This window comes from Paenibacillus plantarum (genome assembly GCF_013141695.1).
In the GTDB taxonomy this organism is placed as follows: domain Bacteria; phylum Bacillota; class Bacilli; order Paenibacillales; family NBRC-103111; genus Paenibacillus_E; species Paenibacillus_E plantarum.
On sequence record NZ_WHNY01000036.1, the window covers coordinates 95,865 to 119,233 of the forward strand.

The 23,369-nt window shown below is 48.0% G+C and carries 17 protein-coding genes and 1 pseudogene; 3 read left to right on the forward strand and 15 right to left on the reverse strand.

What is annotated here, in order from left to right; genetic code table 11:
* Positions 1 to 8: 8 nt before the first annotated feature.
* Both GC096_RS39065 and GC096_RS11335 read left to right on the forward strand, forming a co-directional pair.
* Entirely contained in the window at positions 9 to 140 is a 132-nt protein-coding gene (locus GC096_RS39065; protein WP_281366778.1) for a hypothetical protein, read from the forward strand.
* A 97-nt stretch (positions 141 to 237) separates the two neighbouring features.
* Positions 238 to 687: a tellurite resistance TerB family protein gene (locus GC096_RS11335; RefSeq protein ID WP_171630340.1), complete on the forward strand. Its 450-nt coding sequence runs from the start codon at positions 238 to 240 to the stop codon at positions 685 to 687.
* A gap of 156 nt (positions 688 to 843) precedes the next feature.
* Here the strand turns inward: GC096_RS11335 and GC096_RS11340 are convergent, their stop codons facing one another.
* The 6 genes from GC096_RS11340 to GC096_RS11365 form a co-directional block, all read right to left on the reverse strand.
* Positions 844 to 5,883: an FN3 associated domain-containing protein gene (locus GC096_RS11340; RefSeq protein WP_171630341.1), complete on the reverse strand. Its 5,040-nt coding sequence runs from the start codon at positions 5,881 to 5,883 to the stop codon at positions 844 to 846.
* Between the two features lie 7 nt (positions 5,884 to 5,890).
* The gene (locus GC096_RS11345) at positions 5,891 to 8,149 is read right to left on the reverse strand and encodes a helix-turn-helix domain-containing protein (protein ID WP_171630342.1); all 2,259 of its coding nucleotides are present in this window, start codon (positions 8,147 to 8,149) and stop codon (positions 5,891 to 5,893) included.
* A gap of 126 nt (positions 8,150 to 8,275) precedes the next feature.
* Positions 8,276 to 9,799 (reverse strand): extracellular solute-binding protein, encoded by a 1,524-nt coding sequence (locus GC096_RS11350; protein WP_171630343.1) that lies wholly within the window; start codon positions 9,797 to 9,799, stop codon positions 8,276 to 8,278.
* 36 nt (positions 9,800 to 9,835) lie between these two features.
* Positions 9,836 to 10,675, reverse strand: coding sequence for a carbohydrate ABC transporter permease (locus tag GC096_RS11355; RefSeq protein WP_171630379.1), 840 nt, complete (start codon positions 10,673 to 10,675; stop codon positions 9,836 to 9,838).
* A gap of 54 nt (positions 10,676 to 10,729) precedes the next feature.
* Positions 10,730 to 11,692: an ABC transporter permease gene (locus GC096_RS11360; protein ID WP_171630344.1), complete on the reverse strand. Its 963-nt coding sequence runs from the start codon at positions 11,690 to 11,692 to the stop codon at positions 10,730 to 10,732.
* Between the two features lie 80 nt (positions 11,693 to 11,772).
* The gene (locus GC096_RS11365) at positions 11,773 to 12,807 is read right to left on the reverse strand and encodes an alpha/beta hydrolase family protein (RefSeq protein WP_171630345.1); all 1,035 of its coding nucleotides are present in this window, start codon (positions 12,805 to 12,807) and stop codon (positions 11,773 to 11,775) included.
* Between the two features lie 437 nt (positions 12,808 to 13,244).
* Between GC096_RS11365 and GC096_RS11370 the strand changes: the two genes are divergently transcribed.
* Positions 13,245 to 13,964, forward strand: a complete 720-nt coding sequence (locus GC096_RS11370) for a YHYH domain-containing protein (RefSeq protein WP_171630346.1) — start codon at positions 13,245 to 13,247, stop codon at positions 13,962 to 13,964.
* A 155-nt stretch (positions 13,965 to 14,119) separates the two neighbouring features.
* On the opposite strand, the gene GC096_RS11375 is transcribed toward GC096_RS11370, so the two are convergent.
* The 9 genes and pseudogenes from GC096_RS11375 to GC096_RS11420 form a co-directional block, all read right to left on the reverse strand.
* Positions 14,120 to 14,575 carry a DinB family protein gene (locus GC096_RS11375; protein WP_171630347.1) on the reverse strand — a complete coding sequence of 152 codons (456 nt, stop codon included), beginning with the start codon at positions 14,573 to 14,575 and terminating at the stop codon, positions 14,120 to 14,122.
* Positions 14,576 to 14,716: 141 nt separating this feature from the next.
* Positions 14,717 to 15,660, reverse strand: a pseudogene (locus GC096_RS39700) (ABC transporter permease).
* Entirely contained in the window at positions 15,653 to 15,991 is a 339-nt protein-coding gene (locus GC096_RS11390) for a hypothetical protein (RefSeq protein ID WP_171630350.1), read from the reverse strand. The pseudogene GC096_RS39700 and the gene GC096_RS11390 overlap by 8 nt, the downstream one beginning before the upstream one ends.
* Before the next feature lie 608 nt (positions 15,992 to 16,599).
* Positions 16,600 to 16,833 (reverse strand): hypothetical protein, encoded by a 234-nt coding sequence (locus GC096_RS11395; RefSeq protein ID WP_171630351.1) that lies wholly within the window; start codon positions 16,831 to 16,833, stop codon positions 16,600 to 16,602.
* Between the two features lie 177 nt (positions 16,834 to 17,010).
* The gene (locus GC096_RS11400; protein ID WP_171630352.1) at positions 17,011 to 17,985 is read right to left on the reverse strand and encodes an SGNH/GDSL hydrolase family protein; all 975 of its coding nucleotides are present in this window, start codon (positions 17,983 to 17,985) and stop codon (positions 17,011 to 17,013) included.
* Positions 17,986 to 18,001: 16 nt separating this feature from the next.
* Complete coding sequence (locus tag GC096_RS11405) at positions 18,002 to 20,284, reverse strand: hypothetical protein (protein ID WP_171630353.1); 2,283 nt, start codon at positions 20,282 to 20,284, stop codon at positions 18,002 to 18,004.
* Between the two features lie 42 nt (positions 20,285 to 20,326).
* Entirely contained in the window at positions 20,327 to 21,394 is a 1,068-nt protein-coding gene (locus GC096_RS11410) for a Gfo/Idh/MocA family protein (protein ID WP_171630354.1), read from the reverse strand.
* Between the two features lie 25 nt (positions 21,395 to 21,419).
* Positions 21,420 to 22,451, reverse strand: a complete 1,032-nt coding sequence (locus tag GC096_RS11415) for a Gfo/Idh/MocA family protein (RefSeq protein ID WP_171630355.1) — start codon at positions 22,449 to 22,451, stop codon at positions 21,420 to 21,422.
* Positions 22,452 to 22,474: 23 nt separating this feature from the next.
* Complete coding sequence (locus tag GC096_RS11420) at positions 22,475 to 23,185, reverse strand: ThuA domain-containing protein (protein WP_171630356.1); 711 nt, start codon at positions 23,183 to 23,185, stop codon at positions 22,475 to 22,477.
* Between the last annotated feature and the right edge of the window lie 184 nt (positions 23,186 to 23,369).

A 23,369-nucleotide genomic window follows, 5' to 3' on the forward strand; every position in this document is an offset into this window, starting at 1 on the left:
GAATTTCAATGGATGATGGTGAGCTGGAAACCTTCGTGAATGACACGATCATTGCGACTGGTTTGGATATTGACGATGATGAGGACGACTTGGAGCATCATGAATCTTTTAACCGTGGAACGCGTCATGTTTTTAGATAATTAGTTATGTCGATTGATTTCTACATAATTTGCTAAATTTATAAATTGTATCTAAAATAAAGGAAGCGTGCAAATTATTATAATGGAGGCTTCCTATATGAGTATTGGATTCAAATCGTGGTTGCAAAATTCAAAACAAGGCTTAACCGAACAGGTCAAAAAATTCAAGAACAAAGACTTTATGGATGCCGTAGTTGCCGGCTGTGCGGTTGTAGCAGCAGCTGACGGATCCATTGATGCTAATGAAAAGCAAAAAATGGCTGGATACATGAGCCGCAGTGAAGAACTAAAAGTGTTTGATATGAGCGATGTAATTGCTCGATTCAATCACTATGTTGGAAACCTTGAGTTCGATGCCATGATTGGCAAACAAGAAGCACTAAAGTCAATTGCCAAATTTAGTGGTAAGCCTGAGATGGGACGAGTCATCGTTGGTGTATGTAGTGCAATCGGAGCTGCAGATGGCGATTTCGATGATAAAGAGAAAGCCGCGGTTCGTGACATATGCAATTCGCTTGGATTAAATCCTAGTGAATTCAGCTTGTAAGTAATAAAGAAAGAGCTCTTAGCCAATTAAGGGGCTTAAGATGTTTTTTAAAGAAGCCAGCAAACCCTTGGGTTTGCTGGCTTTTTGGTGAAAACCTGGGAGTGTGGCACAGATGACAAAATAGTCCATGTTGCCAAATTGGAATACCTAGACAACTTACTTCCAAGTTACTGACGTGAGCCTTACCACGGTTTCCGAACTCCCCTCTGCCACTACCCGGAGATGAATCTCTCCTAGTCCACTACCAGAACGAGCAGCGAATGAAACCATTTGAGCCGTACCTTCAACGACTGTGGCTCCGCCTATGACAGAAGCGCCTTGAACAAGTATCGTATAGTCACCAGGCTCTTCAAAACCTAATTTAAGCTGTAGTTCATTCGTTTGAGGGGTTACAGACTTCACTTCCGCCGCAGCACTGACACGAATTTCTTTAGCACCAATAGTTGTTTTTACGGTCTGCGGGCTTGTTTTCGAACCAAGCAGCTTACCAAGCAGTTCAGCGCCTTGGTAATTGGGATATAAATAATCGGACGTCTCCCATTTCAACAGGCTGGTCGCATCATATAAATGGCGAGGATACTCAGCATCGGCTGCCGTTGTCTGGCGTGAGCCGCTGACGGATAGCCCCAGGCTGATTTTGTGATAATCAACCCCGCCATTTTGCATATAGCTGTTCCAGCTTCCCTGTTGCTTCATCGCTGCCTCCAACTCTAGCAGCGCAATCCCATAGTCGTGTCCCGACCACTGGACAGGACGGCCGAACCAAGTACCCGGCAGCGGCTTACCGTCGCTGCGATAAATCGACTGCCCGAAAGCGGCAAGAGCACCATAGCGCATAAACGTATGGCTGCCAAACTCCCCGCCTTCTCCGTTGTTTTTGCTGATACCGTAGCTGCCGTCATCCCATACATATACGAATGGTAATCCGCGATCGGCCCATTGTCTAGCGTACTCCAAGTATGCAGCAAGCCCTGTGATTTGATAGGCCTCAACGTTAGCGCGGACAGCGAAAGCAGCCGTTTCCAGCTCCGGAATCATGTTCCGCAGCTCCCAAGATTGTGAACCTCGTGGCAAGGTGAAGCTCGCGTTGATGTAATCAATCGCTGCCTTACCATATACCGAAGCATTGACATTGCCAGTCATCCGGGCTTGGCGCAGCATTTTGAAAGCAAACTCTGCGTTTGAGCCTGGCGTCACTTCATTCGGTGCACCCATATAGGCGCTGACGGGAAATCCTTTTTTCTGGATATAGGTCTGATAATCCCAATATACGCCTGCTGTAACGCTAGAGGGATTTACAAGTGTAGCCGAAGCGACTAATGAATCAACGTTAATGGTTTGAAGTGCTTCCATCGTCTTAGCAGCGATACCATCCAAATAATACGGCAAAATATAGCCATATGTGGAATAATTCGTGCCGATTTGATTCTTTGCGGTTTGTACACGCTGCTCCGCCAGTGCCCTCCTCGTGGCATCACCATAAGGGCCAAGCACCGCGTATGGCATGACAAAAGCAGACGTAATGATAGGTGTGGCGGCCGGACCGATCCGGTTCATCCATTGATTCTGCTCAGGCAGCCATAAATTCTCAAAGCTGCCAAGCAGGGCTTTGCTTTCTTTCTGCATCGTGCCGCTTGCGTACGCAAGAGGTTCAGGTAGCCCATATGTCCTGATCCATCGCCCCACTGTCGAAGAAATTTCCGTATCATGCGACACGAACAACCTTGATTGCAGCGATATAGGTTGCGTTGCTGGCAGGGAGTACGGCTGACGCACTGGATTTTCGTTATTGGCATTAGCCGTCACTTGCTCGTAATAGGCAGGTATCCCCGTGGCAATTGTGGCATTTTCGTTAACCCCGTTAAGAACAGACGGGATGAATAAGCTTAGCTTCGCAGATACCGTGTCTTCCCCTCGTTCCAAACGGTTAGGCAGTGCGAAAAATGCTGCAGGCTGATCGTGTACACCATCCCATGACTGCCGAGCATCCCACATCAGCCCGAATGAAATGCCTCCTTTGCGCAGCGCCATCAGTGGGACGGTAATTTTACGCGGATGAGGCACATAACGGAACGCATCTGACGAATTCAACACCGCTTGTGTATCCGAAGAACGGTTGTTCAGATTGTGGTCGTCAAGCCATTCCAGGCCAGGGAACAAAGCTTCATTCACGTAATCCCCTGTGGTTGACGAGGTCGAGGTGATCACCTTCTGCTGCGGATCCACAGATGCAATTCCCGCTTCCCCCAGCAATAACGTGGGACCGACGATGGCAGCAATTTGCCGCAGAGAGTTAGCTTGCAAGGTGTGAGAGAACTGAAAGTCTCCATACACATCTGATGTAATGGTTACGTTGCCGCTCCATGCCGCTCCTTCAGGATCGGTGAATGACACCACGAAGTTGCCAGGCGACTCTGGGTCCGGTGCTGGTGCATAAAGCTCTCGGACGGCCAACTGATCACCGTAAACGATTTGCTGCACGCTGCCAAGCGAAGGCAGTACGGCCATGCGTACCCAAGCTCCTGCACGTTTCGCTTCCAACCAGCCGAAACCATAACCGTCAAGCCCTGTCGAAGCTGGCGACGGAAATACGAGCCTTTTGTCTGCGTCGCCGAGGATGAGATCATCCGGCTGCCCGCTCTCCGGAAGCGAGTTCGCCACGCTGAACAATCTCGCCGTGTCCCTGGTTGTAGGGAGACCGCTGCCCGTCACTGTCAGCCCTATGCCTCCGGCGCCTGTGCCTGTAACCGTCACGTCATAGACAAGTTGAAGCGTTTGCCCGGAAGCCAGCGTCGTCCCCGGTGCCGGGGATACCCTCGTCACCTCCACGAAGTCAGGGGCATCCAGATGGATGGAGATCCCAGATGCGTCAGCACCGATATTTTCAAGCATCGCCTCTACCTGAAAATGGTCGCCTGGTGATACAATCTCGTGCGGAGAAGACTGAAACTTCGTCAGTCGGATTTCAGCTGGAAGATCCTGCTTGCGCAGCAGCGAGATCTCCTTCACAACAATTTCAATGCCATTCTTCATGCTTGGATATGTGGCCATTGGGTCAATACGCAGCTTTGTAATGTTTCCTGTCCAACCAGGATTGTTACCCATATCGATAATATAACGCTGAAACTCAGGCGTCTCAGCCGCCGTATTTCGGAACGCCACTTTACGTGATTCGCTCAGTTTATTCGTATCTGCTCCCGCATCCGTGGCAAAATAAATGGCGGCATTCGCCGTATGGTTCGTCTTCATCCATACACTGACGTATCGATAAGCCGATGGTATCGGCTGCAGGCCAGCATCATGCGTATCCAAATAAAAATTGGGATTGGATGTCGTGGACTGAATCGGCTCCGATGTCGTGAACAGATGCACGCCGTTCACATCGCGGTACACATTATCGGTAACAATATGATTGGCGTAGACGCCCTTATCCGAATTCACGTCCCAGCCAAGAAGGTTGCTCCATGGAGCCGAGTTTTTGCCATACAGCTCATCTTGCTCCTCCGCATGGAGAACCGTGTTGCTTGTAAAATCCCAAGACGTAACCAGTCCGCTGTTCAAAGCGACTTTGGTATAAGTAGCTGAACGAATCACAGTTCCGGCTACACCACCTCTGACCGCCAGTGCTTGCATATAGACGGAATCTGTTACCGTAATAGTAGCTGCAGCACCGCTGACCATCATCCCGTTGGCAGCCGTATTGGTCGCCGCATTGTATTGTGGAGTCGTTCCATTTACCGTATATATAATCGCATCGGCATAGCTGGATGCGAGTGAAACCGGGAGACTGTCATAAAATACTTGGGAGGCAGACATCGTAACAGGATTCGCGCCAGCCACATACGTCTCTTGCTTGCTCGCTTTGATCTGACCGTCCTGAATGGCTACGGCTTTCAGCGTGGCTGTATGGTCGAGCGTCAGCGATCCGTTAAAGATTGTATCGCCAGTCACTTCCGTCCCATGGGTTACATCCGGTTCAGAGCCATCGAGTGTGTATCGGATTGCATCTGCGCCAATGACCGAGTAATCGATCGATTTGGACGCTCCATAAAACGTTTCACCCGCTGACAGCGATAGCTGCGTCTGTAACGGATTGCCTACATGAACTGTTGCACCTTGGTACATGGTCAACTCGGTATCGACAAGTGTACGATCACTTGTGTAAACCGGCAGCAGCTCGACGCTGTAATCTTTGCCGGCAGTCAAACCGCCAATCCGTGCATAGCTGCCGCGTTCTGCGTTATAAACACTGAGCTGCGCAGCGGTTCCATCCGTTACATTGCGGTAGCGAATATTAAATTTGGAAACGCTCTCATTCAGTTCCGGAATAAAGATATAAAAGCCGTTTGTATCACCCGCAAGTCTGACTTGATCCCGATCTGATACTGGAAGAAGCCGATTAAAGACGAAATTATCCATACGAAATCCGGTAGCAGCGTTCGCAAACACGCCGACGAAGCCTTCGCCTAGCACCGAACTGCGTGTCACATCGATAATCGGCAAAGTGGCATTATTCACATAGGCGCGAATTCGATTCCCCTCAGCCGATAACTTCATCCGGAATGTCCCCCACGGCAATGTATCCCGGTTTAATGCTGGCATCCCGTACTCCTTCAAGCCTCTGTATTTGTTCCCATCCGTATTCGCAATTGAAGTCGAGCCTTCGAACAAATTCATCTTGGCATCAAAGGTGATATGCGCTTTGAGCTGAGCATCCCAGCCATCGCTCCAGCCATTCTTCTGGAATTGAACACCAAGCTGACGGTTTAACTCGCGCTGAGTCACCGTCATATCGAATGAAGCTTCAAAGTCACTGTATTTATGCTCAGGGGCACTCGTGAAGCCATAGTCAAACACGCCCACTGTCGAAGCAGTAACAGGACCGACTGCCAACTCTCCCCCTGATAAGGCTACATTCGCCGTGTCCCCGGCAAATTTGAACGCATTACGTACACCATCGTTATAGGTTCCGTTCGACATCGTGCCGCTGTTGAAATCTAGCGCATACGTGGTTCCATCGCGAATAATAGGAGCACGAGGGGGCGTATCTGCCCATGCAGCAGGGGTTGGGACTCCAATGGCTACAAGACTCGACCAGAACATAGAACAGATGGCCGTAAGGGCGATACCTCTTTTCGCGGACCGAGAGAACGTAAACATGCGAGCATTGGGTTTGCTTATTCGTTTATTCTTCATTATTGGATCACTCCTTTTTCCTTTGCAAATCACGGTATTGTCCAGGTGTCATTCCTTCCTGCTTGCGAAAATAGCGAATAAAATTTTGTGGATTCGTATAGTGCAGTTTTTCAGCAATGTCAGTGATTTTCAACTCTGTATCGGTTAGCATCTCTTTGGCCTGCTTAAGCCGATAATTAGATAAATACTCGCTGAAGTTAACGCCGACCTCCTTGCGGAATACGCCACGGATATAGTCGGGATGATAGCCAAGCCTTGCAGCACAGTCGTCGAGTGATAGCTCGGTTCCCGCTTCATTGTGAATAATGGCAAGCATTTGATCGGAAATACGCGCATATTGCTTTTTACGCAGTCCTTCCAAACGGGTTATAAGGGGGTGGATCAGCGTTTGCCCAAACCACTGCTCCACCTCTCTTACTGTCTTCAACTTGTATAGCTCGTCAATCAGCGATTTCTCGCCCTCAAATACAGCCTCTTTCTCGTCGCCCAACGTCTGTTTCAGACGTACAAGCGCAAGCAGCAACGACGTTAGTGTCACGAAATATTCACGATGGCTGACCTTTTCTTGGAAAACGCTATGCAAATACGCGGACAACCGCTCATTGGCCAGTTCCTCATCGGCCAGCTTTACGGCATCGAGCAGCTCCCGTTCCAGCGTCACGGGAAAGCGAAGTTGTGTTCCCTCCGGCTCAGCATCTTCAATATAAATAACGGAGCCCGGCTCCATACGAATTGCATATTTCAGCGCTTCGTTGGCATCCTCATAGGCAGACCGGGCTTCGTTAATCGTCCCATAAAACCGGCTGACTCCCAAGGTAATGCTCAGCTCCAGAAACTGCGCTACCTTCTGCTTCATTTCAGCACACAGATCGTTGACGATCTGCTTATAACGGTCTTCCTCACCTGCTGCACACCCAATCAGCATGACCTGCTTACGGTGCATGACGACAGGCTTCAATCTCCGCTGCAGCGGTATAAGCTCCTCCGCCATATTATTAATGGAGAATAGCAGTAAATCCTCATCTATCTCTTCATAGCGTGTATCGCGCAACGCATCAATTTGCACGGCGATGACGCACACTTGCGTCCACTTCCGCTCCCACTTGAAAGCAGTAAGCTTCTCGCTGATTTCACGCTGTGCCAACTCACCTTCGTAAAGCTTGATCATAAACAGCTCTTCCAATTGGACCCGCTGCCGCTCAACGATATTTTTCAAATTGCTTTGTACACCCAGCATATTCTTCACCTGGCTGCCAATATAGCCAATTTCGTCGGAACTGCCATTTGGCTTAAGCTCCGGCTCAGCCTGTAAATCGCGGTAAAGCCGGTTGATCGGACGGTACATACGGCTCGCCCCAAGCCAAGACAAAGCTAACGTTATGACTAAAATAATGAAACAAATGGTGTAGGTATACCATTCAATGGCCTTGGAATCTCGTGTGATCAGATCGACAGATGCAATAGATACATAAGCCCATCCCGTATAGGCGGATTTCCGATAGACCACTGCAGCATGATTATTACCAGTCGTACGGAAACTTCCAACCGGTTCCTTGCTAGTACGCACAGTCTGCAACGCTTCCTCGTACCCGGCTGCCTGCGAAATCGCAGAGGGATCGCTATGAGCAAGCAACCCACCTGTTTCACTGACGATCATTGCCTCGCCAAGCTCATTGCTGCCCGCTAGCAAGCGAGCAAGCTCCGCGCTCCGAAATTTGACAATGAGCAACCCCGACGGGTTCAGCGAATGTAAAGGCAGCTTTTTCACCAAATGTACTTGATCGCCAGACACCGAAGGTGCCCAGAATGTGGATTTGTTATCCCGCTTATATCGCTCAATCAGATCGGCATTGCGATAATTTGACAACGGCAATACCTCTGTATTGTTATCGAGCACCCACCCCTGATTGAAGCTGGCAAGCACGATATCATCGATCCCTAGCTCGAAGCTTTGCAACTGATGCAGCCCCTGAAGCAAGCCGTTAACCGTTTCGAACTGTTCCGGTGCCAGCTTCATATTGATCGCACTGACGACCAGTGCTGAATTAATGAAATGAGTGGCTGACGTGTCAGCCGCCCGGAGAATCTGCTCTACCCGTTGCTGTGTTTGCTGCAAATTCAGTTGGTTTCCTTTCGCCACTTTATCCTCGATCATAGCAGACGACTTATTGTACGACAGTACACCAAGCAAGAGGACAGGCAGAGTACCCAAAGCCAAACTGAATAAGAACAGCTTTATTAAGAAACGGGGTGAGCGGATTTTCATTAAAGATCAACCTCCATAAGACAGCGTCTTGTTGTAAACTCCCGCATTCAGCTGAATACTGTGGCTGGAGTCAGTGCTTCTATTGTAACGCAGATGCGACTGTCTCGTCTTGCGATTCACTAGCGCTTATTTTTTCTGCTTGTTATATTGTACGGTATATTCCTCAATGACTTTATCACCGCCGCTTTTACGCCATTGCTCAACCGCCTGGTTCCAGCTAGCCTCGTCAATATTACCCATAATAAACTTGATTCGCGCATCCTGGACAATTTTCGTCAATTCCGAGCCCTTCTCCGCTAGCGTTGCTGATTCGAATGATTCCGCTGGATTGGCGACGGCAATTTCCGTGTTTTTCTGGAACATTTGCTTATACTTCTTGACAATCGGCACATCTTCTCCTGCATCGGTTTGGCTGCCATCATCATAGCGAAGCTGGTAAATGGAGCTAATATCCGTTTCGTACGCCTTACCATCTAGGCGAGCTGGTTTGCCATTTTCCACCTTATAATGCTTGCCTTCGATTCCCCACTCAAACAAGTTTTGCATTTTTTTGTCACCAAGCTTATCAAGGAAGCCAAGAATTTGTTTCAGCTCCTGCTCGGTTTTGATGCTCGTCTTTGGAAACATATAAACCCCGACATAACCGCCGTTGTACAGCATGAGACGCTCGCCTTTAGGTCCAGTAATCCGACTAGCCACGTCAAGAACCGCACTTGGGTTTGCCTTAACCAAATCGTTAAAGCCTGAGTTCACATCGTCCAATGTGCTGATAATGAGTCCTGCTTTTCCTTGGTTAATCGACTCTTGACGTTTCGTACCAGGAACGACGGCGAAATCCAGATTGATCAGCTTCTCATCGTACATCCGTTTATACAGCTTGAGTGCGTCGATGTACTCTTTGGACATAAAATCAGGTACCACCTTACCGTCCTGCACGCCGTATAAATTAGGCCCGCCATACCAGCTCAGAATGGTCTGAAAGCCGTTCATTCCCCGACCCTCGTACATGCCGAAAGTGTCAGCTTTACCATTCTTGTCTGGATCTTTCGTTGCAAACGCCTTCACGACATTGTAAAAATCGTCAATCGTTTTGGGCTCAGTAAGACCTACTGCTTCCAGCCAGTCCTTGCGATAAATAATGCCTTCACGGGCAACAGGCCGGCTGCGATAAATACCGTAAACCTTGCCATCTACGGATATATTGTTCAACACCAGCGGATTCAACTTGCTAAGATTCGGAAAGTCTTTTAAATAAGGCCCAATCTCCCAGAACATTCCGGACTTCACCGCATTAACAATACCGGAAGCCTTATTGCTCGCAATCATCATAATTTTGGGCAGTTCGCCCCCCGCAATGGTGGCATTGATTTTATCGTTATATGCGGAATTAGGCACCCACGTAATGTCGAGCTTCGTATTCGTATGCGCCTCAATCAGCTTGATCGCCTCATTATCCGCCTTTGGTGGTTCAGCCGAGTAATACATATTCATCATGGATAGTTTGAGTGGCTCTTTTGTGGCCTCCGTGGCTGTTGGAGCTTTCGTTGCCGAAGATGCACCTTGATCCCCACATCCTGCGAGGAATGTCGTTAAGGCAACTGACGCCAACCCCCATAGTCGCAATCTATTCCCATTCGTTGTTCTTTCCATCTTGTTTCCTGCCTCCCTTTTATATGGTTAAATCATTTAACCCTTAACTGAGCCTAACAATACACCTTTGGCAAAATGCTTTTGTAAAAATGGATATACGATCAGAATCGGCAGTGTCGAAACGGTGATAACGGCCATTTTGAGCGATTGTGGCGGAAGCGCAATGGCTTCGTTCACTTGACTTGAATCACCGATACCCCCTTCGGACATAATGACTACCTGCCTCAACAGTACCTGAATAGGCCATTTCGTCGTATCGTTAATATATAGAATAGCTGAGAAGAATGAGTTCCAATGCCCAACCGCGTAAAACAGAGAAAACGTGGCTATGGCAGGCATCGACAACGGCAATATGATTCTGAATAATATCATCATGTCATTGCATCCGTCTATCTTGGCAGATTCCTCCAGCCCCTCAGGCATTTGTTGAAAAAAGTTTTTCAAAATAATGAGATTGAAGGCACTTATTGCACCTGGAAGCAGCAGCGACCATAAGGTATTCGTTAGCCCCAGTGCCTTAACAATCAAGAAGGTCGGGATCATCCCGCCGCTAAATAACATGGAGAAAATAATTAACAACATCACTGGCCTGCGCCCAAGCAGCTCCTTGCGCGATAATGGATACGCCATCAGCGACGTAAAGACAATGTTAATGAATGTACCGGCGATCGTAATAATAACTGTATTGAGCAGACTTCGCATAATCGTATCCGTTGAAAAAATATACGTATATGCCGATAGTGAGAATTGTGTTGGTAGTAGAACAATTCCCTGCTTCGCATATTCCTCAGGCGCTGCGAACGAGCCGAGCACCATATAAAGAAATGGCACGACCGTCAACAACCCGAGCAACATCAAGAATGTATAGTTTGCCATATCGAACAATCGGCTGCCTAAATTTCGGCCCACATAGATCCCCTCCTTTCGGCATTAATAAATGCCCTCTTCCCCGAATTTTTTGGCGAGCGCGTTCGTTACAAGAACAAGCACTAAGCCAACGAGCGATTTAAACAGACCCACCGCTGTGCTGTAGCTGAATTGAGACTGATTAATACCTACGGAATAAACGTACGTATCGAAAACCTCGCCTACTTCGCGATTCAACGCATTTAGCATTAAAATAATTTGTTCGAAGCCTGTGTCCAGAAAATGCCCGAGTCGCAAAATGAACAAAATAACGATTGTACTTCGAATCGCGGGCAGTGTAATATGCCACAGTTGTCGCCAACGGCCAGCACCGTCTATTTTCGATGCCTCATACAGCTGCGGATCAACCCCTGCGAGTGCCGCTAGGAAAATAATCGTGCCCCAGCCGGTTTCCTTCCAGATCACCTCAGACATAATGAGCGTGCGGAACCATTCGCTGCTGATCAAGAAATTGATTTTCTCGCCGCCCGCCTTAGCGATCAGTTCATTAACAAGCCCACCTTCAACGGTAAACAGCATATAGACCATACCGACAACTACGACCCAGGAAAAAAAATGCGGGATGTAAATCATCGTTTGAACAAAACGTTTAAATGCTTCCTTGCGTACCTCATTCAGCAGGAGTGCGATAATGATCGGCAGCGGAAAGAAGAAAACCAAATTGTACATCGCCAGCACGATCGTATTGCGAAGCAGCATCCAGAACGTTGGCTCCCCGAAAAAACGGGTGAAATGCTGCATGCCCACCCAATCACTATGCCAGAATCCTAGAAATGGCTGATAATTTTGAAACGATATCAGCACACCCCACATCGGCAAATATTTGAACAAAATAAAATAAATAATGCCGGGCAACAGCATGTAATATAGCCATTGGTCGCGAATGAGCAATTTGGCGATTCGTTTTCTATCGACCGCCGTGGGCCTTACTTTGGTACCAGGGACAGCCTTATGTTGTGCGAGCATGGTGCTCCTCCTCCTTCTGGCATTTCGCCGCATGCAAGATCGGCGAATTTCTATATTTTCTTTAACAACCTTATGCCTGACTAATCTAATCCGCCGTACAGCTCCAACTTATATCCGCATTCATCTCCTTGTACGGATGTTACAATAAATTGTTTTTGAACTAAGTCATAGTCGACCATGGCCATGTGATCGAGCGAGTCGAGTACGATCGAGAAGCGCTTCGTAAATAAGTAGCCACCTATCATAAACCGTCCTCGTTCTGGCATATCAATTGGCGTTGCATGCCTTGCACGATGTTGCTCGCTCCGGCTATGTATTTCCACCATTTGCTGCTGTGTGGCATGCCCCCAATGCTCGCGCGTTCCTACACCTTCCAGCTCCCAGTAATCCAGCCTATCGCTCAAATTAAGACTTTCCAAACGCTCCTTATACATCCTGGCATGATCAACAGGCACACGAATATCCGTATCTCCATGGCAAATAAATAAGGGTGTTAGCAGGTTCGAAGCTAACGCTAGCCCGCTTCGTGAAGCGTAAGCCATTGGATTATCTCGCGGAGGATGTCCAATCCAGACGTCCAGCTCATCTTGAAATTCACCAATCGCGTCATTCTCATACCAGACCGTATAGTCCGTAATGCCGCACATCGCCGTCGCTGCCGCGAAGAAATCGGGAAACTTGGCGATGATTGCATAAGCATTCCCACCGCCACCGCTTCCACCCTCAAAATAGACGAGCGAGCTATCTTCAATGAAGCTTTCATATTGTTGCTGTACATAGGTGACCGCGTCAATCACATCGAACAGCTCCCAGCCGTTGCAATCCGGAGAACCTTCAGAGAATGCACGTCCTCGCATATCTACTTCTACAATTAACTCATCGACGCAAGGTGTATCCATTACCTCGAAAGGCGGTATGCTCATATGCCAGCCATGTGTCGTCACTACTAGCCGCGAAGGCTTTCCTGGCTTCAGCACCCGCATTGCTAATTGAAGTTCGGGATGGCGGGAAGAGTTGTAATAAATAAAGTCGCAGTAGGGTGAATATTGATTCTCCCTAATTTCTACGCGCTGCTTCTCCATCCGAACCCGATCTTCATATTTCTCGTATTCCACTTGTATCCTCCCTTATTCTTATTCCTCCAGAGGCCCTAAATGGATGCCCAGCTCATGGCTAGGCTCTCATTTGCAGCATACCGTAACATCGGCTAGCAACTCTCCGTCCGACTACACTGATCCTATCGAATCGACTTATTACCGTCTACAATCATTACCGAAGGGAATGTGAAATAGCTGCTGATAATCAAAGGCGAGTGAACAATCACAACCGAGTATTCCTTCGGAAAAGCCTGTTGGAACGGCAAAAAACCTCATTTTTCCTCAAAAGGATGAGGAAAGACGAGGTTGTATTTCGATATTTATACTTACTGTTGGGTGACAATTAAGTAGCCTTGGATATCAAGTCTTTTCAAAATCTAAAATAAAAAATATTCGGTTTAATTTTTATGATATACTCATTTAGGAATATTTTACTATGTTTAGGAGGATTTTATTTGAAATATAAAGTGTTACTTAGTTCATTGGCACTACTCATTACTTTCTCTACTACTGCTGCTGCACACTCGGGAAGAACAGATTCTAGCGGTGGTCATAATTGTTCGGCAGCATCCAAGTCTAAAGGATTGTGTTCTGGTTACCATTATCATAACGGTGGAAGTTCTAGTAGCTCTGGAAGTTCAGGTTCTGGAAGTGGCAGCTCAGGTGGTAGTTCTACATCTCCTTCAACAAAAGCTCCAGCAGCCCCAGAAACTAAAAAAGTAGAAGTTGTTGATACAAGTTTAAAAGCAACTATACCCTCCTATAAAATCTTGATAAACGGAACTCAAATCGATAATGCGTATGCTGAATATCCGGTATTATCTTATAAAGATATCACGTATTTCCCGATGACTTGGAGTTACACTCAGGCCTTAGGTGTGGGAGTAAATTGGAGTGATGATACAGGCTTCTCAATAAGAAAAACCGAAAATAAGGCTTCGCTCTTGACAGAAAAAAAGGGTACGTATAACAATCCTTACTCCGAATATATCATCGATCTTCCAACATTTAATGTATTCATAAATGACTCATGGCTTGATAACTACAAAGAGGACTATCCCTTAATTGTTTATAAGGATATTACCTACTTTCCAATGACCTGGAAGTTTGCAGTTGACGAACTTGGATTGACGATTAACTATGATTCTACGAATGGATTTAGTATTAAAAAATAAGCTTTACGAATTAATGACCAGAGTTTTTACTTAGCTCTGGTCATTATTGTGTTAACTTTAATGTTAATAGGTGAAGCCAGCAAACGCAAAGGTCTGCTGGCTTCCATTTGAAATCAATTTACAAATTAAGTTTTGAACTACTTCTGACAAACTACTTAGAGCCTCGCGAACGTAATGTAATCCACTTGGGCAGGCTCTGCCGATTCGATCCGAAGTGCCCGGTTGATCTGTCCCCGGTGATATTGCCCATGTAAGAGGACCTGCAACAGGATGTCGCGGACGGACGTTCGGAACGGAACACCGCTCTGGTTCGCATAGTCGATCATCTTGTCCAACTCGGATTCCTCGAGTTCTTCGATATAGACGCGATATTGCTCGGCGTTTTCTTCGAACATCGCCCGGATCGCAGTCAGGTCATCCGCTTCCTCCCACAACGCATATTGCGCGGTGCCCTTGCCCTGCAATCGGGAAAGCCAGACTCGTTCCGCGACCGCGACGTGCCGAACCAACTTCAGAAGGTCCTTGTTCTTCGTCCCACTTTCCCCGAGCGCGTCCAAGATGCGTCCGTCGGCCCAGATCAGGTGATCCATCATGCTCTTAATCGTCTTCATTTCCGTATCCTCCTCTTCATCTCATCGGTTACTTGAATCTACTAGTATCCGTAAGTTTAATCATTTGGATGAACTAAAACAACCTTTTTTTGGTGAATTCCTTTTTTGCTATAACACGGATTCTACTATCATACCATCAACTTAAGCCGCCACGTCTCTTCGCGTGAACATAAGCCAGGAAATCAGATTAAATGCAAGAAAGTAGACCGCAAGCACTCCGATCGAGAACGAAAGCGTCATTCCATCATGATAGGGTCTCCCACTCAAATACTGGGTGAGGTCGGTATTCGCAAACAACAGGTACTTGCTCCAATCAAACCGGTGTAGCCCCTCCAGCAAAATATTACCTCCAAACAAGGCGACAATGGAGAACCCGATGGCCATGGTGCTGCTGCGAAAAGCGGACGAGATCATAAAAGCCATAGTGACATACAGAATCGTTGATACCCCGTTAAGCAGGTATGGTTTCCACAAGTTAAGAACCATATTCTTCTCGACGATATACCCCTCATAGGTCACTTCGATCAAAGGCAGATTCAAATCTCCAAAGCCGAATAAGACACCGTTGACCGTGACGGATACGAAAAAAAGCGTGAGCAACAAAAGGATGCCAAACATCAAGGAAGAGATATATTTGCTATTAGGATTTTAAGTCGATTAGCTGGTCGGATAAGCAGCAACTTAATGGTGCCAGTCGAGAATTCGCCTGCCAGGATATCTCCGGCGATGATGATAGTGAACACGGTTATTACAAGTACCATAGAGGCTGAACCATTTATGCCATCCCACATCGTACCATCCGTTGTGAGTATACCCTTCTCCAGATGATAATCGATGAGGGCGATCCGTTGTAGGTTATAAGTGCGGCTTTCCTCTGCGAGTTCGGGCTTGGTCAAAAGTTCGTTTCGGTGTTCTTTCTCCTGCTGCAGTTCCACCCGCCAGCCTTCACCTTGCGATTGTTTACCATCAGAATGCCATTCGATAATGTTGACAAAAAGCACCAATGCGATCATAAATCCGACTAGAATCCACGTTCTCGTCCTTCGATAGATCTTCATATTTTCGTTACGAACAAGATTAACCAATCTGCTTCCTCCCTGTACCCGTAATTTCCAAGAAGCGATCTTCCAGTGACAGGCGAACTACCTGGACGCCATAGATTCGAATATGGTGCTGCATCAACCCATCCAGCATGTCCGGAACGCGTTCCCGCTCCGTCGTGACCTCAATGAGAGCCTCATCGAGAAGCTTAATTCTCTGGATTCCTTCCATTTGTCCCAAGACATCCAACGCTTCTTCAATCGGCTGTGCTTCAATCCGATACGTTGGTGTCTGCTCGCTATCCTGGGTAAAATGCCCAATCGGCTTCACGTCGACCAACTTGCCCTGCTGCAGGATGGCGACCCGGTCGCACATAAGTTCCATCTCGGACAACAGATGGCTGGAGACTAGGAATGTTACTCACTTCAAGATCACGAGCTAGCTGATCGATGTTAATTTTTTCACCAGAGGGTATGTCATGGTTGATGATTTGTTCCTTAAGCAACGCATAGATTTCATCCGTTATTACAGAACGATTTAAGCTCTTTTTTCAAATCCATCATCTGCTCTTTATTATATATCATGTATCATGCATGATTTATGATTTAAAATAAAGAGGCGAATTCCATTTCAGAACTCGCCTGTCGATACATTTAATAACCCCTGATATTCAATCCGAACTTCAATATAATACTTTCAAAAGCTAGTCAAATTTAAATTAAAGCTTTCTCCCAAGTGCGTGAACGCCTAAAAAAACTCTTCCTATTTTAATATTCGTCACCCGATATCACCAGATACTACTGTTGGATGACAAATTAGTTTTGAAATACTTTTGACATATCCTAGACTTTCTCCTTGATGTCTGCTTTGACAAATACGTTAGCTAAGTCTCCACTGCAGAGTCCCCTACATAGTGCGTCTCCGCTTCCACTACGTTTGAACGAATACCCACCGACATACTCTTTCACACATAGGGCTAAACCCTACCCACACTTGCACATTTTTAAGAAAAGCCCTACATTCTCTTGATTAAGGCCACGCACCACGACACCAACAGCAAGCGTTGCATCCACCGACCCGGAAATTCCCGAAGCGTTCTTGTACTCAGCACTTCTACGCTTAGGGTACAGTCCAATGATCGACTCATTACCAATAAGAGTAGATCCGTTGCGTGTAGGCGTAGATGATACGACCACCATCAGGATAGGCGTCGGCAAAGATGCGGTGGTACCTCCATTTTACCAATGGTTGATTTCTTTGTTTTTTACAGATTTCAAAACTTTGAAGAGGGTGCCCCTAGAGCCTATGGCTTTTGAGACACCTCATTTCGAGGAACTCTTAAAAAGCCCTTGTCCCCCAGATTCAACTATCCGGCGAGCAAGGATGCCTGCAAGCTATAACGTTAATTTGTCTAGCATACGATCAGCCATTATTTTGTATCCTTCGGCGTTCGGATGCAGGTCGTCCGGCAACTTATCCGCGAAGGCTTGTCCAAAAACGTCCAAGCCGTCTACATAGGCAAGATGCTCATCCCCATACGAGGTTAGAATCTGAACCGCTTCCCTGATTTCCTCCCGCATGGTTACCAAGTTCAACCCGACCAAGTTCCCATCCGTTTCCCTGTGAGGACAATATATCGGAGAGATTAAAAACAGCGGCGTTCTCGGATGCTTCTCCCGAATGATCATTACCATCCCGATAACGGCCGAACGAAACGTCCGGATATTCAAGCTGCCCCAGCCCATGACATTAATGCCGAGACACATGGAGATGATGTCGGCGGGAAGGTCGCGGATGACGCGGGCTACCATTGGCTCCAGATGACATTGACCCCCGTAGCCCATGCATGTCAAGTCCCACCCTTTGCGGCGCGCTACGATCGCCGGCCAAGTTTGAGCGGGGCTTTCAGCTGCAACGCATTGTGTGATTGAGCTACCGTACGTTACCCATCGCGGCCGGTTGTTCGGCAAGGGCAAGGCCGAGGCCCCATCGTCGATCCTCAGCGCTTTCACTGTGACGGCGGCTTGTTGCGACAAATACAGCTCAACCCTCTTCATACGCGCAGGCATGCCTGTAAATAAACAGCTCTCTTCCCCCGCTACAAACGTGCCTGTACCGACTAACTCATCGTCAATCACTAGGTCAACCTGCAGATCTTGCTCCGCTGCTGCGACCTGCAGCTCCATGGAAGTGGAATCACTTGCAAGAGCAACTCGAACACCTGCCGCTACTCCCGCCTTCTCAACCAAGTCAGAGGCGAACAAGTTAAGCTGATGATGAGGCAAACGCCAAGGACGAAGTCCCACCTCTGTCGGTGCTATGGAGACGGCACCCCGAAGACAAGCTTCGGTTAACTTAATCGTTTTCATGCCGGAATTCCCCCTTCTATCTAAATAGCGTACTGGTACCAGTTGGATAGGTTTTCGTTATTTGGCTAAACGTCTTGCCTTCCCCCGCGCCCAGCGTAAACCGAACATAACCCGAGGCATCCGGCTCCAAAGAGCTGTCTTCGGCAAGATCCCAGATGGCATAATCGGCATTGAAGCTTATTGGCTCAGCTTGCATGCCGAAATTCGCAATAACCAAGTAACGTATACCATCGGCTCCCAGAAGCTCGACGCCTCGGATGAGCCCATCCGAGGCGATGCCGTTCAGCTCTCGCACCATTCCTTCGGACGCATAACGATCCGTGTACAAATGCGATTTGCCTGCTTGCAGTACGTACCCGGTATCCAGTATCGTCTCGTTCGGATCTAACGAATGCAGCCCTAGCCGAATTGGACCGCACAGCTCATCGGCATACAGCGAACCTTCCTTCTCTTCGAAGCGCAGCGATCGTTTCAGACCGATCTGCCTTTGTCCCGGCCGGTTTACATGCAGTTGATCCGTGCCGTAGACCGCCAAGACGCCGAGACGATCATCCACGTTGGCCCAAGCCGAGTCCAAGTCAACAATTTCCTGCTTCGCCTCGTAGCCATGAATCGGATGAACGCCATCCGAATAATAGTAGCTGCGATGATTACCATTATATACATCGTTCGGGATAAGCAGCTGCAATCCCTTCACCCCATCGACAAACACTCGGCGGTCTAACGCCTTAGCGTGCTGCAACATAACCATATGCGTGTCATCCGGAATCGCGACGCAAACCAGCTGATTGTGGGCGATGTCCTCCGCATCTCTACCTTCGGCAATCAGCCCATGCGTATAATAAATCGTGCTGCCCCACGTTATGAAGCCGCCTTCGAAGCTTTTTCCCGCGTGACGCTCCAGCCGTTGACCGCTGACTTTGCCCAGCCCGCTTATACTGCCCGCCAGATTTTCTCTCCACTCCGCCATATGGCTTGCATCCGGAGGGAGACACAGCCCCTGCGGCTTCTCTGCCGAATCCCATACCCACGAGGCGACCCGATTGGCGCTTCGATGCAGGTAAGCGCCGTGAAACTCGTCATTCCACGATTGCAGCGGCTCGATGGTCTCTCGCTCGAAGGGTGCCGCTTCGTCTGTCGTCGACGGTCTGCCGGCAAGCTCTGCCCATATCGCACCCATGGACAGCGCCGCCGCTCGATCCGATTCCAGCCGCGCGTAATACAGCGGCGAGGCTTTCGCCAGAGCGCCGCACCGCTTGGACAGAAACGTGCCGTCACCGTTGACGTCCATCTCACAGTGGATTTGCTTCAGCCAACCTTTCTCCATATTGGCGACGTCATCCCCGTACAGATCACGTGCCAGCAGCCATACCGGCACCAGGTATTCCTGGCAATACGTATAACGAGCCCGCGTGTCCCCGCCGATGCGGATCAACCGTCCGTCAGGGAACGTGCAGCTCTTAACGAGTTGCCACAGCTCCTTTACATGATGATACAGAGATTCTGGGGCGGCAATCCCTCTGGCTTTATACGTAAAATGAAGCATCGCCGCATTCGATAAACAGATCACCATGTAGCCGACATTTAAATAACCATGATGGTTTAAAGCCATCGACTCGAAAAAGTTGGCTCCGACGAACCGCGCCGATATCGGCTTCCCGTCCACAATCGCCTCATTGAGTGCATCCGACGGAATGGAGTTGGCGTTGATCAACAGCCCGCTTCCCTTTTCCTTATACCGTTCAACCTGGGGACAATCCGTGTACATCATTGCGGTTCTGTGCAGAAGCGCTCCATTCCACAGATTGCTCTCCGGCTTGTTGCGCCCGTCTTTCGCTTCAAGACCGCCTACAATGTCGTAATTCTCCAATAACCAATCGCTCTCCGAAATAAGCACCTTGCGTAGCAACGCCCGATCCTCCTCCGTCAGATGCTCATCAATAGCATCGATGCCGTGCATCATACGTTCGATGCCAAGCACGCTAATCCAGGTATGTCCCCACTTGGTACCGTCCGTACAACGATGTGCACCTTCGTGATGGCTTTGCAGCGAGAAGCGCAGCAGCGATAGCGCGGTATTCAGGATTGCCTCCCGCGACATGCCCGCCCGTACGGGGTCAAGTTGTTCGTCGGCTGCCAATATCGCGTAAGCGGCGAACGCCTTCTGATTCGTCTGTACACCCCAGCCGTTGTCTCCCGTGCCGTAGCAGGCCAGCCCGGACTGACCGGAAATTGTGTACAAATACGGCGCCGCCCCTTTCATCCATCTCTCCAACAATCGAATATATTCCTTATTCATGCCCGCGCCCCTTCTCACTCATGTAATTATGCTCTTGATCGCTTAAAGACGGACTTCTTGGCCCCGCTTTGCCGATTCGTAGATTGCGCTCAATATTTTGATCATATCTACACCATGCTCTGGGGAATTGATAGGCTCCGCCCGATGTTGGACGCAATCAACAAAGTGCTTTAGATGCTCGGAGTGGGGAGTGTATGTACCGCTCGCCTTGAGCACAGGGTTTATATTAACAAGCTGCCCGGCAGCTTCCGAGTAAATGCTCAATTGCCCGTTCCTAAGCGCGGAGCCTGCCTTTGTCCCCCGAAACTCCACAAAATTATGTTCCTCATTAACATTAGAAGCCCAGCTAAATTCGATTTGCAAGGTTGCTCCGTTGTCAAAACGAATAAATCCCGTTGCCAAATCCTCTACATCAAATGTTCCATTGTCCTGCTTCTCCCCAAATTCGCTATGCTCCGAATCAGAGATTTGGTTTGATGCAAATTTATTATAAATAGCTGCCGAAACCGCGATCGGCTTTGGATTGCCCATTAACCATACGGATAAATCAATATAATGGACACCCAAATCAATTAACGGACCACCTCCGGACATCGCTTTGGTCGTAAACCAACCGCCAAGACCAGGTATTCCCCTTCTGCGGAGCCAACCGCATCTTCCCGTGTAAATTTCTCCCATTAATCCTTCATCGATATATTTTTTCAAGTATTGTGACGCAGGCATAAATCGATTATTTCGCATACACATCAAAATCCTGCCGTTTTTCTTAGCGGCTTCCGACATCCTTATTGCCTCTTCGGGAGTAATGGCATCCGGTTTTTCGCAAAATACATGTTTACCGGCCTCCAACGCGGCAATTGCCATTTCGGCATGGTAACAATTAGGGGCACAAATATCGATGATGTCCAGATCATCTTGGGCAATCAATTCCTCAAAGCTTGTAAATACGCGAGAAACGTTGCTTCCCGCTGCTACACGTTGGACCTTCTCCTCGTTAATATCACAGAGAGCCACAAGCTCCAATTCCGGATGCTCAAGCAATGTCGGCAAATGTCCTTTCTTAAATATACCGCCTGTGCCAATTACGCCGACTTTCAATGTTTTGCTCATTTTCGTTCCTCCATTGTTTAAGTATTCAACTATTGGCAAAAATTTTTCTGTGACGTCGTTCATTCGGAAGCCTTATCGCCTGACCCGAATGAATGCTCTCAATCGCGGCAAATCCGATTTCGTGAACCGTTACAAAGGCTTCATTTGTACAGTGAGGTAAGGAACCTCCTGCAAGATAATCTGAAATTTGATCGTAAGCCTTCAAAAAAACACTGGCTTGCTCGGGCATTTGATAGGCCGACAACTCCTGGACCTCGCCCTTTTTATTAAAGAAAACAGGTTCCGTATACATTCCCGCTTTTATACTGCCCTCGCTGCCAAATACTTGACAATAAAATTCGCCATGTTCGCCATGTTGACCGATTTGCAAACCAGTAACGCCGTTATCGAATTCGATGACCATTCGGTCCAATCTTGGCTCTGGCTCGTATCCCTGAGGTACGTCGGTGTTCGGCACACTTCCGGTTGCTTTAACGGAATAGGCAGACGATCCCGCTCCTGCAAACTGGCAGATCATATCGGTAGCATGACTGGCATACGACAGGACGGCACCGCCACTATAGCTGACGACGGTATGTACTTTGCCCACCAACCCCGCTTGTACCAACTCTTGCATCTTTATGAGCGATGGATGCCAATGCCTGGAATAGGATACCGTAATAGGGATATGCTTTTGTTTTGCGGTATGTAACATGTTGTCCATTTCACTCAGTGAACAAGAGGGCGGTTTTTCCAGAAATATAGAACGCACGCCTGCTTGCACAGCTTCCATAAACACTTTAAAATGATGCGGCCCCCGAACGCAGATCGATGCAATATCCAATTGCTCAAGATGCAACATGTCAATACTCGAAGCATAATAACGAAGATCGGGAAATTCCCTCCCCCATATCCCACGAAAATTTGCCGTTGCTTGATCCGACATTTCAGCTACTGCCGTCAGTTCCACCTTTTCGCTTTGCAGAATTCCCCCGGCATGGCAATACGGATACGGACTTCCCGGCTTCTCATACATAGCGGCTATTTTCCCTAAACCTACAATACCTGCGCGATGCATTTCATTCGCTCCTCCTCTTACAGCTACAACGTAACCTCACCGGTTGCAGACCACTCACAACCGCGGACAAAAAGGGTTTGAAATCCTTGATTCTCTAAGGCGTACATCCCAAAACCTTTGTGTGTGCCGTTAAAGTCATGCGGCCAAACATGCCCAAGCAGCAAATGAAAAATGCGCCCTTTCCCATATTCAAGCGCGATGGCGACCGGCTCGTGCGACCCGGTTCCCTTTTGCTCAAGCGCAGAATAGGCCGTCGCTAAAGTTCGATAAGACACACCATGCCTCGGTACCATCCGATGATATAATTCGTCAAAAGTTAAAAAGCGGGTCAAACCCTTGCAAACGGGATGCTCCTGTTCAACAATATCTACCTCGAATTCATGAAATTCACCGTGACCCGAAACACCTGTCTCCCAAGCCAGTCCGAGCATGCTCTCATAAGCTGTCCAACCTTTAAAAGCATTGTTGCTGGCATGCAAAAAAACAACGCCTGTCCCATTGTTAACGCATAAACCAAAATTCCCCTCCGCAAGCTCTCCCCAGCGCGGGCCGTTGTAATCTATAAGAAACAACCCATATTGTTTAAGCTTGTCCCTGTCCGCCAGCGTTTCGGAAGGATTTTCGGTGACAGTGACGCAGAACCTTTTGGTTTGTTCCAACAGCTCTCTACAGAAAGATGAGGACCTTCTCCAATCATGATTGTTTGCTCCCGTGATCAGCAGTACATTTATCATCCTGTGTATGCTCCTTTCGATAGGTTAGCCTTATATTACTTAGAATGGAGATCATCTCATACTGTCATTTGTCGGGATTTCTATATAAACGGGCTGTAAATATTGTTGTTTATTGCATATCAAAGAAGGAACCCTCCATCATAGAGGATTCCTTCGCGTGTTTGTACTCTTATTACGGATTGGT

Excerpts from the sequence above, each read along its gene's own strand:
- GC096_RS39065 (WP_281366778.1), top strand. The coding sequence starts at position 9 with ATGGATGATGGTGAGCTGGAAACCTTCGTGAATGACACGATCATTGCG.
- GC096_RS11335 (WP_171630340.1), top strand. The coding sequence starts at position 238 with ATGAGTATTGGATTCAAATCGTGGTTGCAAAATTCAAAACAAGGCTTA.
- GC096_RS11340 (WP_171630341.1), bottom strand. The coding sequence starts at position 5,883 with ATGAAGAATAAACGAATAAGCAAACCCAATGCTCGCATGTTTACGTTC.
- GC096_RS11345 (WP_171630342.1), bottom strand. The coding sequence starts at position 8,149 with ATGAAAATCCGCTCACCCCGTTTCTTAATAAAGCTGTTCTTATTCAGT.
- GC096_RS11350 (WP_171630343.1), bottom strand. The coding sequence starts at position 9,799 with ATGGAAAGAACAACGAATGGGAATAGATTGCGACTATGGGGGTTGGCG.
- GC096_RS11355 (WP_171630379.1), bottom strand. The coding sequence starts at position 10,675 with ATGGCAAACTATACATTCTTGATGTTGCTCGGGTTGTTGACGGTCGTG.
- GC096_RS11360 (WP_171630344.1), bottom strand. The coding sequence starts at position 11,692 with ATGCTCGCACAACATAAGGCTGTCCCTGGTACCAAAGTAAGGCCCACG.
- GC096_RS11375 (WP_171630347.1), bottom strand. The coding sequence starts at position 14,575 with ATGAAGACGATTAAGAGCATGATGGATCACCTGATCTGGGCCGACGGA.
- GC096_RS11390 (WP_171630350.1), bottom strand. The coding sequence starts at position 15,991 with ATGTGCGACCGGGTCGCCATCCTGCAGCAGGGCAAGTTGGTCGACGTG.
- GC096_RS11400 (WP_171630352.1), bottom strand. The coding sequence starts at position 17,985 with ATGAAAACGATTAAGTTAACCGAAGCTTGTCTTCGGGGTGCCGTCTCC.
- GC096_RS11405 (WP_171630353.1), bottom strand. The coding sequence starts at position 20,284 with ATGAATAAGGAATATATTCGATTGTTGGAGAGATGGATGAAAGGGGCG.
- GC096_RS11410 (WP_171630354.1), bottom strand. The coding sequence starts at position 21,394 with ATGAGCAAAACATTGAAAGTCGGCGTAATTGGCACAGGCGGTATATTT.
- GC096_RS11415 (WP_171630355.1), bottom strand. The coding sequence starts at position 22,451 with ATGCATCGCGCAGGTATTGTAGGTTTAGGGAAAATAGCCGCTATGTAT.
- GC096_RS11420 (WP_171630356.1), bottom strand. The coding sequence starts at position 23,185 with ATGATAAATGTACTGCTGATCACGGGAGCAAACAATCATGATTGGAGA.